This window comes from Ruegeria sp. HKCCD6119 (assembly GCF_013110585.1).
Classification (GTDB): Bacteria; Pseudomonadota; Alphaproteobacteria; order Rhodobacterales; family Rhodobacteraceae; genus Ruegeria.
In genome coordinates, this window is sequence record NZ_WVQV01000015.1 from 18,946 (window position 1) to 30,942 (window position 11,997).

Below are 11,997 nucleotides of genomic sequence, written 5' to 3' on the forward strand. Positions count from 1 at the left end.
TGCTGCCTGCGTGATTACACGCGAATGTCCGCGCGGTTCCAAATTCCTCTAACAATCTGCAAAGACATGTAAAACCGCCAGTTTTCAGCCAATTGAACGCGACATTGGCGCTTGCTTCGCCACAACGCAGATGACCGTGCTATACTCTTTAAAAATTGTGATTATTGGTGGAGGTTAATTATGATACTTCGTTTAGCTTTAACTCTTGGCATCGCCTTTTCTCTTGCTGCTGCCATCCCTCAAACGGCACGGGCCGACGCTGGAGAGTTTCTTGGTGGTGCGGTCGTCGGCGGGATCGTTGGTTACGCAATCGGCAAGGACCAACAAAAGAAAAAATCTCAGAGAACAACTACATCGAACCGCACCTATCGGTCAGGCATTCCGTCGACCACGCAAGGCGCGCAAACCCAGACTGCGCTCAATTACTTCGGGTACAATGCAGGAAGGGTCGATGGTCAGGTCGGTCGTGGCACCCGGTCCGCAATCGAACGCTATCAGGCCTCGATGGGTTATCCTATAAACGGCTATGATTTTCAGCCGTATCAGTATGATTTTCTGATGCAAGCCTACTATTGGGCCACAAGCGGTGGACAGGCAACGACTCAACTTGCGGGCCAACCGCTTCTGATGGCGTATCGCCGTCAGGTGCAAACTGGATCTGCTTTGGCTACTGCCCCTCAGGCGCCGGCACAAGCCGCCCCGGCACAACCTGTTCCGGTTGCGACACCGCAAGAACCTGAGCCGGAGACAACCGAAACAACGTCTGCCAGCCTGCCGAGCCTGTTTTCCGGCGGCACCGGAGGCCCGTCGCTGGCCAATCGCTGTAGCGGGGTCATGCTGCAAACATCTACCAATGGCGGCTATACGACCCTGGCGAACATGTCCGATCCCGACTTTGCGCTCAGCGAGCAGTTCTGTCTTGCCCGCAGCTACGCGATGGCGCGCGGTGAAGATCTGATTCAGGATATCCAGGGGCTGACGCCGGAGCAGGTGAGTGCTCAATGCGACTCGTATGGTGAAATGGTGGCGCCTCAGGTTGATGCTCTGTCTATCAATTCGAAAACCGAGGCTGAAACCCAGATGCGCAAGCTGGCGCTGGACTCGGGCCTCAGCCCCCAAGACCTTGCCGCGACAAGTAAGGTTTGCCTTGCGATTGGCTATCGTCAGGACAACATGGATGCCGCGCTTGGGTCTGCCCTGATGTTGGTCGCAATGGGTGAGCCCGCCTATGGCGAACTGATTGGCCACCATCTGCGCGAAGGCTTCGGTGTACAGAAACGTCGCGATCTTGCGATGCAGTGGTATGACGCGAGCCTGTCGGCCCTGGACGCCGGATCGCAGGCTGTGTTCCTGCCCTCGCAGACCGACCGCCCGCAACTTTTGCGCGCGGCCATGGTGCAGGCGCAATAGGTCGACACGTTTTCAGCGAATACCCAAACAAAAAACGCCGCGTTGCCCTTGGCATCGCGGCGTTTCAATTCTCGAGGAACGTTTCCTCAGCTCTGCTTGGTGACCTGCGTGAAATCCAGCTCGACCGGAGTTTCCCGGCCGAAGATCGAAACCGAAACCTTCAGCTTCTGGTTTTCGTCGTCCACACCTTCGACCATGCCGTCGAAATCTTCGAACGGGCCATCGTTGACTTTGACCTTCTCACCGACCTCGAAGCTGATCATCAGCTTGGGTGCTTCTTCACCTTCCTGAACACGGTTCAGGATCTGGTTCACTTCGGCGTCGCGCATCGGCATCGGGCGGCCTTGCGGGCCCAGGAAACCGGTGACGCGGTTGATCGAGTTGATCAGGTGGTACCCCTGATCCGACATTTCCATATGCACCAGAACGTAACCAGGCATAAAGCGGCGTTCGGTCGTAACCTTCTTGCCCCGGCGCACTTCGATCACCTCTTCGGTGGGCACCAGAACTTCGTCGATATCGTCCTCAAGGCCCTGTTCAGCCACCGACGTGCGGATCTGTTCTGCGATCTTCTTTTCGAAATTCGAAAGAACGCTGACCGAGTACCACCGTTTCGCCATGAACCTGTCGTCCTTGTTTGTCTTCGGGGTATCAAGCGTACCGGACACACCCGTCATTAAAATCTTGCCACGCCATCCGGAATAAAAAGCGGCGCGCAGCCCGAATCGCCACACGCCCATTCCGAATAGTACCGCGTCACCTACTCTGACATTGCCCGCAGCGCAAGGGGGCAGAGACGTTTCAGCGCGCTGATCCCTTCTAGCTGAAAGCACCCAGGATCAGTTGAAGACCACCCCGGATACCCAAATCGACCAAAGCGAAAAATACAGCCGTCAGCGCCGCCATGATGAAGACCATTACCGTGGTCAACAGCACCTCGCGCCGGGTCGGCCAGACGACCTTGGAGACTTCGGCACGGACTTGCTGAATGAACTGGATCGGATTGGTGGTGGCCATTTGGCGTGTTCTCTCTGCTAGCGGATGGGCCGGACATAGCCGGGCATTGCGGCAATTTCAAGGGCAGTTGGTTCAACTCTGCCTCTATGGGGCATTCGTTCAGGGTTTGGGTTTGTCATCCCATTCGTCGCTCAGGATCCGGCGCGCGTCACCTTCGGGGTCTTCGTACTGGTTCGTACGAACGGTATATACGAAGGCGGCCAGACCAACGCCCCCCAGGAACAGGGAAATCGGGATCAGATAAGCAAGCACTTCCATTCAGATTACCTCAACCGCAGGGCGTTCAGGGACACGGTAATGGACGAGGTCGACATCGCCAAGGCCGCGATCAGCGGTGTCGCCAGTCCGATCACGGCCAGAGGAACGGCGATCACATTGTAAACGGTTGCGATCTGGAAGTTTTCGCGAATGCGTCTGGTGGCTTTGACGGCCGTGTCACACGCATCCGCAATGGGCGAAAGATCATTGCCCAACAGCACGATATCTGACGCGACCCGCGCCGCATCCAGCGCAGAGGCCGGAGAGATCGACACATGCGCCGCCGCCAAAGCGGCGGTATCGTTCAGCCCGTCGCCAACCATCAAAACTTTGTGGCCTTCATCGCTGAGATCCTGAATGCGTCTTGCCTTGTCCTGCGGCAAAGCCTCGGCGATCCAATCCGCAATTCCCAGTTTTTCCGCCAAGGCGCGCACCGCCCCCTGCGAATCCCCTGAAATCAGAAGTACACGCTTGCCCGAAGCACGCAGGGCATCCACCGCCTCAGCGGCGCCCGGGCGCAACGCGTCCGAGAATCGGAAGGCCACGGGTGCGTCCTCGCCGATTGCCAGCCAGGCCGAAGTGTCTGTGCCCTGATCCGCGCCGACCCAGGCCGCCCGCCCCAGACGAACACGCTGACCACGGAATTCGCCCTCGGTGCCATAGCCGGGAACCTCGGCTACTCCCCGCACATTTGCTGGTTTGATGCCTGCCGCACGCGCCGCTTTTGCCAATGATACGGACAAGGGATGTGCAGAAGCCTCGGCCAGCGCCAGAGCGACCTCGACCTTGGCCCGTGCATGGTCTGCCAGATTGACCAGTTCCGGTGCGCCGGATGTCAGCGTTCCCGTCTTGTCGAATACAACTGTGTCAGCTTCGGACAGCCGTTCCAGTGCCGTGGCGTGCTTGATCAGCATTCCCTTGCGGAACAACCGGCCCGACGCGGCCGTGGTTACCGCTGGCACGGCCAGACCCAACGCACAGGGGCAGGTAATAATCAGAACAGCCGCCGCGATGTTCAGCGCCGTGCGCAAATCACCGGAATAGATGTACCACCCAACAAAGCTGAGCGCCGACAGAATGTGAACGCCGGGCGCATACAGCTTGGCAGCCTTATCGGCCAACGAGGTGTACCGGGACCGGCCAGACTCGGCGATGGCGACCAGATCAGCCATACGATGGAGCGACGTGTCTTCCCCGACCGCCGTTGCCCGGATTGTCAACGGACCCGTCAGGTTGACTTCACCCGCGCTCACAGCCTGCCCGGCCTCGGCAAAGACTGGCACCGTCTCGCCTGTCAGAAGGGATCGATCCAGTTCGGACTGACCCGACACGATCTGGCCGTCCACGGGCATGCGCCCACCCGGTCGGACAAGGATCAGATCACCGACGCGCAACTCGGCAACGGGAACTTCATCTTCAATCCCATCGGCGACACGAACGGCGCGGGGAACTTCCAACGCGGTCAATTCCTCGGCCGCAGATCGCGCCGCGGCACGGGTGCGGTAATCCAGATACCGCCCGGCCAGCAGAAAGAAGGTCAATGTCAGGGCTGCGTCGAAATAGGCATGCTCGCCGCTCAACGCGGTTTCCCACAGCGACGTGACCAGCGCCAACAGGATCGCCAGTACAATCGGCACATCCATATTCAGCCGTCGCACGCGCAGGGCGCTCCAGGCATTGGCAAAGAACGGCTGGGCCGAGAACGCAATGGCCGGCAGCGCGATGGCCGCTGAAATCCAGTGGAACATGTCCCGCGTTGCATCCGTCGCACCGGACCAGACCGACACCGACAGCAACATCACGTTCATGGATGCAAACCCGGCCACGGCCAGACGCATCAAAAGATCACGCCCGGCCTTGTCCGTCTGGGTTGCGGACAAAGCCCCCGGATCAAGCTCATGTGCTTCGAAACCTGCCTGTTCAAGCACCGGGATCAGATCGCTTGCACGCGTTTCCGGCGTGGCTTTGATCATCGCGCGTTTGAGCGTCAGGTTCACCCGGGCATCTTCGACACCGGGATGCGCGTTCAGTTCACGCTCGACCGTCGCGATACAGGCCGAGCAATGAATGCCCGGCAGCGACAAAGCGATCTGCACATCCTCCGGTATGGGCCGGGCCGGTTCTGCCGGGGCCGCAAGGCAGCCCGGGCAGGCTGCTGTGCCGGATGAAAGCTGAGCCGTCATGCTTACCCCTTTACGTAAAGCGGGACGCGCTGCGAGAATTCGGCGCCGTTTCCGTCACGCGCCACCAACCGGATGTTCCAGTTGCCCTTGCCCAGTGTAGCAGGCGTGGCATAGGCTGTACCGTCGAACGTAAAATCCGGCACGAAGTCGTCGCGCACATGGGTTGCCCGACCGACCACGGCCTGCAATTCGCTCACCTCAACCGGCGCACCGCTTTCGTCGGTGATGTGCAGGATCAGAAGGCCGCCTTTGGTTTCCGCCCGAACTGTCCAGCCCAGCGCCTGCTGCTCTTTCAGGCGCTCGTTGAACTCCTGGCTGGCGACGTAGGAGTTCTTGACCTCCAGCCCGGGAAAGGTTTTCACCGCATTGTACGCCAGCACGAGGTTCACCGCGATGATCACGCCAAAAGCGCCGACAAACACGGCAAGGGCGTGCTTTCCGGTGAATTTACGTTCGGCCATGATCAGTTCCCTCGTCCGTTGAACGTGGTGTCCTTGTAGGCGCGTTCGCCGCTGCTGAGGTCTTCGACCCAGATCCGTACTGGTGTCGCATCTGCTGCGGCCGGATCGCTATTGCGGGAGGCCACGATATATACACGGGTCAATTGTGCCGTATCCGCCGTGACATTCACAGTATCGATATTGGTTCCCTCGATTTCCAGTCGCATCGCCGGATCGCCCGCCAATGACAGTTTGAAAAGACGGTCCTCACCGTGCTTGTTGCGCAGACGAACGTCATAGGTGTTGCGGATTGTACCGTCCGACAGGGTGACGAAAGTGGGGTTGCGAACCGGTGCAACAGTCAGATCAATGTCAGAACGGATGAAGAGCGCAAACAGCAGCCCGAACCCGACCAGCGCCCACAATGCGGTGTACAAAATCGTACGCGGCCTCAGAATGTGCTTCCAGACATTCTTGGCGGGCTCGCCGGATCGCTCGTGGGCTTCATCGCTTAGCGCCATGTAGTCGATCAGCCCTCGTGGCTTGCCGATCTTGGCCATCATGTCATCACACGCGTCGATACAAAGGGCACAGGTGATACATTCCAGCTGCTGGCCATCCCGAATATCGATCCCGACAGGGCAGACATTCACGCAGGCCATACAGTCGATGCAATCCCCCAACTCAGAATCGGCCGTCCGCTTGCCTTTGCCGCGCGGTTCACCCCGCCATTCGCGATAGCCGACAACCAGCGTGTCCTCATCCATCATGGCCGCCTGAATGCGCGGCCAAGGGCAGGCATAGATACAGATCTGCTCGCGGGCGAACCCGCCGAAGAAGAAGGTTGTACCCGTCAGGATCAACATCGTCGTATAGGCAACGGGATGCGCGTTGCCCGTCACAAGATCACGGGCCAGCGTGGGTGCATCCGCGAAATAGAACACCCAGGCACCACCTGTCGCCAAACCGATCAGAAACCAGACCGCCCATTTGGTGACCCGCAAGCGAGCCTTTCGGAAATCAAGCTTTTCCTGACGGTGCAGGCGCAGGCGGGCGTTTCTGTCGCCTTCAATCCACCGCTCGACCAGAATGAACAGGTCCGTCCAGACGGTTTGCGGGCATGCATATCCGCACCAAACGCGACCCAGAGCCGACGTAAACAGGAACAGACCCAAACCTGCCATGATCAGCAGACCAGCGACAAAGTAGAATTCGTGCGGCCAGATCTCGATCCAGAAGAAATAAAAACGTCGATTTGCAAGATCCAGCAGGACAGCCTGATCAGGCAGGCTGGGGCCGCGATCCCATCTGATCCAGGGCGTCACATAGTAAATGCCCAGCGTCACGATGAGGATGATCCATTTCAGGTTTCGAAACGGCCCCGAAACACGTCTTGGAAAAATCGGCTCACGCGCGGCGTAAAGGCTGGGGGCGGGATCGGAATCGCTCACTGGCTGGCTCCACAAATGGGTCTTCTGAAGACGTCTTGTTCCAGATCATGCCTAGGCGAACTTTGACATGGGTCAAAAAGCGCATCGAGCAAACATCTTTTGAAGATCCGCCCTTCTTACCGAGGCTGGAAATCAGGTATTTTACCCGATTTTGAGCCTATTTTGGCGGAAAATCTGCTTGTGGCGCGATACCAGCTGCACGTGGTACATGCAGTTTTCCAAGTACCGACCAATTGTCGCAGCCCCGGGTCAGCCCTGCCCGAACGCGGGTGATAAGCCGTCGTTGCAAAGAACGGAATGGCAAAACAAAAGGAATTCAGTGTAAAAAAGCACCGGCTGTTCAGGAAACGCGCGAACAGATGGAACAGCCGGTGCTACAGCCTTCGGGCGGCCAGCCGCCCGAAGGTGCCCTCTAGGTCTTACTGGCCACCACCCAACTGGTGGACATAGGCGGATACCGCACGGATCTGCGCCTCGGTCAGGCGGGTATCCCAGTTCGGCATGACGCCAAAGCGGCTGTAGGTCACTGTTTCGGTCAGAGCTTCTTCGCTACCGCCATAAAGCCAGATCGCGTCGGTCAGGTTCGGCGCCCCCTGGAAGATGTCACCTTTGCCATCTTCACCATGGCAGGACACGCAGTTGTCTTCGAAGACAACCTTGCCCGCCTGTGCCGCCGCGTCATCGGTCTGAGCATTGCTCAGCGACATGACATACTGAACCACCTGCGTGATTTCGTCATGCTCCAGGATTTCACCGAAGGCAGGCATCTCGGAATAGCGCGCATCGTCACTTTCTTCGTTCCGGATACCATAGCTGACGGTGTAGACGATATCTTCCATCGTACCACCCCACAGCCAGGCGTCATCCAGCAGGTTCGGGAAACCCGGCGCGCCCTGCGCACCGGAACCGTGGCACTGCGCACACCATGTACGGAACACGGCACCGCCAGAGTTCACGGCATATTGCTGAAGCTCAGCGTCCTGCGCGATGTCTTCCAGCGGTGTTTCCACCAGTTTGGCGTTCCAGGGTGCATTTGCCTCTTCGAATGCGACCATCTCCTGCTGGACCAAAGCCCGTGAAGACCAGCCCATGACGCCGGCGGTGGCCGACTGGACCAGGGGCCATGCTGGATACATGATCGTGTAGATCACGCCCCAGAAGATAGTGGCGTAGAAGGTCCACAGCCACCAGCGCGGCATCGGGTTGTCGAACTCTTCGATCCCGTCCCAGCTGTGCCCGGTTGTGTTCGGATCACCCGGCTGTTTTTCAGGTGTCTTGCTCATTGCCGCGCCTCCTTGGATGTGGCGGGTTTGTCTTGATGCCGGAAGGGGATGTTGGCGGTGTCCTTGTATTCCTTGCTGGCACCGGGGCGGAAAACCCAGATGACGATACCAACGAAGAAGGCGAACAACAGCAGCAGCATCCAGCTATCCGCGAACTGCCTGAGAATTGTGTATTCTTCCATCACGATCCTCCTTTAGCGGCTTGCGTCCGGGGTGAAGGTCGAGAAATCGACCAACGTGCCCAGCATCTGAAGATAGGCAACCAACGCATCAGCTTCGGTCAACTCGGGCTGGCCGTCGAAGTTGCGCACGTTGACCTTGTCACCATAGCGCTCCAGCAGCCCGTCATAGTCGCTGTCCGGGTCAGCCTGAGCGAGGAAGTCGGCTTGTGCGTTTTCCAGCATCTGTTCGGAATAAGGCGTCCCGACCAGAGCATTGGCGGCCATCACATCACCGATGTACTTGCCGTCAATTTTGCGATGTTCGAGGAAGCCGTATTTCGGCATCACCGATTCAGGTACAACGGATTGCGGATCCCGCAGGTGGTCGACATGCCATTGATCGGAATAGCGGCCACCGACACGCGCCAGATCCGGTCCGGTCCGTTTGGACCCCCACTGGAACGGGTGATCGTACATCGATTCCGCCGCCAGCGAGTAGTGGCCATAGCGTTCGACCTCATCCCGCATCGGACGGATCATCTGGCTGTGGCAGACATAGCAGCCTTCGCGGATATAGATCTCGCGCCCCGCCATTTCCAAGGGGGTGTAAGGGCGCATGCCCTCCACCTTTTCGATTGTGTTCTCAAGATAGAACAGCGGGGTGATCTGTACGATGCCACCGATGGTCACGACCAGAAAGCTGAAGATCAGCAGGAGGGTCGCGTTGGTCTCGAGGATCTTGTGTTTGTCGAGAATTGCCATTGCTCCGGCCCTCCTTATTCAGCCGGGACCGCGACGGTCAGGCTGGCCTCTTTGGCCGGCGCTTTCCGCACAGTCATCCACAGGTTGTAGCACATGATCAGCGAACCGGCGACGAACATCACGCCACCCAGAGCACGCACCACATACATCGGGAACTTGGCAGCCACGGTGTCGGCGAACGAGTTCACCAGGAAGCCGTTGGCATCCACTTCGCGCCACATCAGGCCTTCCATGATACCGGTGACCCACATCGACGCGGCGTAAAGCACGATACCGATGGTGGCGAGCCAGAAGTGCCAGCTGACCATTTGCAGCGAGTACAGACGCTCACGCTTCCACAGGACAGGCACCAGGAAGTACAGCGCACCAAAGGTGATCATGCCGTTCCAGCCCAACGCGCCCGAGTGCACGTGACCAATTGTCCAGTCGGTGTAGTGCGACAGCGAGTTCACCGCGCGGATCGACATCATCGGGCCTTCGAAGGTGGACATGCCGTAGAAGCCGACCGAGATCACCATCATCCGGATCACAGGGTCGGTGCGCAGCTTGTCCCACGCGCCCGACAGGGTCATCAGACCGTTAATCATACCACCCCAGGACGGCATCCACAGGATCACCGAGAACACCATGCCCAGCGTCGAGGCCCAGTCAGGTAGCGCAGTATAATGCAGGTGGTGCGGGCCGGCCCAGATGTACAGGAAGATCAGCGCCCAGAAGTGGATGATCGACAGCTTGTACGAGAACACCGGACGCTCGGCCTGCTTCGGAATGAAGTAGTACATCATGCCCAGGAAGCCGGCAGTCAGGAAAAAGCCCACCGCGTTGTGGCCATACCACCACTGGATCATGGCATCCTGCACGCCCGACCAGACGATGACCGATTTCGAACCCCAGATGCTGACAGGAACGGTCATGTTGTTGACCAGATGCAGCATGGCGACGGTGACGATAAAGGCCAGATAGAACCAGTTGGCCACATATATGTGGGGTTCTTTCCGCTTTATGATCGTACCCAAGTAGACAGCCAGATAGGCGACCCAGACAATGGTCAGCCACAGATCGACATACCATTCAGGTTCGGCATATTCCTTGGACTGCGTTCCGCCCAGAACATAACCCGTCGCCGCCAGCACGATGAACAGCTGATAGCCCCAGAAAACGAACCAGGCCAGATTGCCGCCCCAAAGCCGCGCCGCGCTGGTACGCTGAACGACGTAGAACGACGTTGCGATCAATGCGTTGCCGCCAAAGGCAAAAATCACTGCCGACGTATGCAGCGGACGCAAACGACCGAAATTCAGATACCCCTGTGCCCATTCAAAGTTCAGCACCGGAAAAGCCAGCTGAAATGCGATGAAGGTCCCGGCCAGAAACCCGATCACGCCCCAGAAGGCGGTTGCGATCACGCCATAGCGGATCACGTCATCCATGTATTCGCCCGAGCGGTCGACTAGAATATCTGGCTCGTCAGTGTTTCGAAGCGTCCAGATAAACAGGCCACCGGCGATAAGCATCACCAGCAGTGCATGTACCTGATACGCCAAATCGCGTGCATAATTGGTTCCGATCGCTGCAAACAGCGCGATCAGACCAAGCACGATCAGCTTGATGTAATTCGACATATTGCGTCCCTTTGCCATGCCCCGCGCGTTTTTGATTCTTGTACGCGCGAAACCCATTTGACTGGCTGCCGTTCTGAAGCACGGCGGCTGTTACTGCTTTGATCTGTATCAAGACAGTTCTGCGTTTTCTGTGACACGCATTGTAAAGGAAACAGGCCAACTGGTCACATGAGACCAAATGCCCGAATCATGAGGTCGCAATGACTTACAAATCTCTACTCACTGTCATGACCGAAACGCAGACAGCACCTGCCGCTCTGGCGCAGATGGTGGCCTTGGCGGAATCGCAGGATGCACATGCCGAAGCCCTGTGCCTTGGCGTCGATCGCAGTCAGACCGGTTACTACTATGCGGGTGCCAATGCGCTGATCGTTCAGGAAACACTGAGCCGGGCCAACGCCGAGGCCCAGGAGCTGTTGAACTTTGCCAATGACTACCTTGGCAAGTCCGGCGTTCGCTGGTCCGCCGAGCATGGTGTCGCGCAGATTGCCGATATCGGACGCCATGTCGCGCATAGGGCACGGTTTTCCGATCTGGTGGTCCTGCCGCACCCTTATGGAAAAGACCGCGGTGCCGAGGCCGAGCCCATCATCGAAGCCGCCATGTTCGAAGGGCATTGCCCGGTTCTGGTCGTACCGGACGACGTCGAGCCCCTGACGGTGCCGCGCAATATCATGATAGGTTGGAACGAAAGCGTAGAGGCCATGTGCGCCATTCGTCACGCCCTGCCGTTCCTGAAACAGGCCGAGCTGGTCCGAATCGTGGTCATCGATCCGCCTCGCCATGGTCCGGACCGGTCTGATCCGGGCGGAATGCTGTCACAGATGCTGTCCCGTCACGGGGTCAAATGTGAGATTGATGTGCTAAGCAAAAGCATGACGCGCGTGTCGGATATTCTCAACCGTCACGCATCCGATACAGAATCGGATCTGATCGTCATGGGCGCTTACGGTCATTCCCGTTTTCGCGAGGCCATTCTGGGCGGCGCAACACGCAACATGCTGGAGCAGTCTGGCGTACCGGTATTCCTGGCCCATTGATACGCCCATCAAAAGCCGCCCGACTTGGCGGCTTTTGTCATCCTCTCTTTTGTCATCCTCTGCGGATCAGGCCTATCAGGAACAACAGGATCACGGCACCTGCTGTTGCGAATAGGATAGACGATAACAGGCCGCCGCCAACGGCAAATCCAAGCGCCGGAAATATCAACCCCGCCAGAAACGCGCCTACGATTCCGACAACTACGTTTCCGAAAAGGCCAAAACCCCTGCCCTCCATGATCTTTCCGGAAAGCCAACCGGCGATTGCGCCGACCAAAAGCATTGCCAACAAACTGGTAAATTCCATGCCGAGCTCCTGAATTAGATATCCCGCGAAAAAGACTGCGGCGGCTGTCAGTGGTCAAAAGCC

13 protein-coding genes are annotated in these 11,997 nt (G+C 58.2%); 2 read left to right on the forward strand and 11 right to left on the reverse strand.

All coding sequences use genetic code 11. The features are described from left to right. The first annotated feature begins 180 nt into the window (after positions 1–180). Positions 181–1,410, forward strand: coding sequence for a peptidoglycan-binding domain-containing protein (locus GS611_RS19655; RefSeq protein WP_171638246.1), 1,230 nt, complete (start codon positions 181–183; stop codon positions 1,408–1,410). 86 nt (positions 1,411–1,496) lie between these two features. Here the strand turns inward: GS611_RS19655 and nusG are convergent, their stop codons facing one another. The 10 genes from nusG to ccoN form a co-directional block, all read right to left on the reverse strand. Beyond that, entirely contained in the window at positions 1,497–2,030 is a 534-nt protein-coding gene (gene nusG / locus GS611_RS19660) for a transcription termination/antitermination protein NusG (protein WP_152459924.1), read from the reverse strand. A gap of 199 nt (positions 2,031–2,229) precedes the next feature. Next, positions 2,230–2,427 carry a preprotein translocase subunit SecE gene (gene secE / locus GS611_RS19665; protein WP_050605011.1) on the reverse strand — a complete coding sequence of 66 codons (198 nt, stop codon included), beginning with the start codon at positions 2,425–2,427 and terminating at the stop codon, positions 2,230–2,232. Between the two features lie 99 nt (positions 2,428–2,526). Beyond that, positions 2,527–2,685: a cbb3-type cytochrome oxidase assembly protein CcoS gene (gene ccoS / locus GS611_RS19670; protein WP_152459183.1), complete on the reverse strand. Its 159-nt coding sequence runs from the start codon at positions 2,683–2,685 to the stop codon at positions 2,527–2,529. Positions 2,686–2,690: 5 nt separating this feature from the next. After that, the gene (locus GS611_RS19675; protein WP_171638248.1) at positions 2,691–4,868 is read right to left on the reverse strand and encodes a heavy metal translocating P-type ATPase; all 2,178 of its coding nucleotides are present in this window, start codon (positions 4,866–4,868) and stop codon (positions 2,691–2,693) included. Between the two features lie 2 nt (positions 4,869–4,870). Then, complete coding sequence (locus tag GS611_RS19680) at positions 4,871–5,329, reverse strand: FixH family protein (protein ID WP_171638250.1); 459 nt, start codon at positions 5,327–5,329, stop codon at positions 4,871–4,873. A 2-nt stretch (positions 5,330–5,331) separates the two neighbouring features. After that, positions 5,332–6,759 (reverse strand): cytochrome c oxidase accessory protein CcoG, encoded by a 1,428-nt coding sequence (gene ccoG, locus GS611_RS19685; RefSeq protein WP_171638252.1) that lies wholly within the window; start codon positions 6,757–6,759, stop codon positions 5,332–5,334. 419 nt (positions 6,760–7,178) lie between these two features. Next, positions 7,179–8,042, reverse strand: coding sequence for a cytochrome-c oxidase, cbb3-type subunit III (gene ccoP, locus GS611_RS19690; protein ID WP_171638254.1), 864 nt, complete (start codon positions 8,040–8,042; stop codon positions 7,179–7,181). Beyond that, the gene (locus GS611_RS19695; protein ID WP_050605006.1) at positions 8,039–8,224 is read right to left on the reverse strand and encodes a CcoQ/FixQ family Cbb3-type cytochrome c oxidase assembly chaperone; all 186 of its coding nucleotides are present in this window, start codon (positions 8,222–8,224) and stop codon (positions 8,039–8,041) included. Before GS611_RS19695 ends, ccoP begins: the two co-directional genes overlap by 4 nt. Before the next feature lie 12 nt (positions 8,225–8,236). Then, positions 8,237–8,965 (reverse strand): cytochrome-c oxidase, cbb3-type subunit II, encoded by a 729-nt coding sequence (ccoO, locus tag GS611_RS19700; protein ID WP_171638255.1) that lies wholly within the window; start codon positions 8,963–8,965, stop codon positions 8,237–8,239. A gap of 14 nt (positions 8,966–8,979) precedes the next feature. Further along, positions 8,980–10,587, reverse strand: a complete 1,608-nt coding sequence (ccoN, locus tag GS611_RS19705; RefSeq protein WP_171638257.1) for a cytochrome-c oxidase, cbb3-type subunit I — start codon at positions 10,585–10,587, stop codon at positions 8,980–8,982. A gap of 200 nt (positions 10,588–10,787) precedes the next feature. On the opposite strand from ccoN, the gene GS611_RS19710 reads away from it, so the two are divergent. Next, positions 10,788–11,627, forward strand: coding sequence for a universal stress protein (locus GS611_RS19710; RefSeq protein WP_171638259.1), 840 nt, complete (start codon positions 10,788–10,790; stop codon positions 11,625–11,627). 52 nt (positions 11,628–11,679) lie between these two features. Here the strand turns inward: GS611_RS19710 and GS611_RS19715 are convergent, their stop codons facing one another. Further along, positions 11,680–11,934, reverse strand: coding sequence for a GlsB/YeaQ/YmgE family stress response membrane protein (locus GS611_RS19715; protein ID WP_171638261.1), 255 nt, complete (start codon positions 11,932–11,934; stop codon positions 11,680–11,682). Between the last annotated feature and the right edge of the window lie 63 nt (positions 11,935–11,997).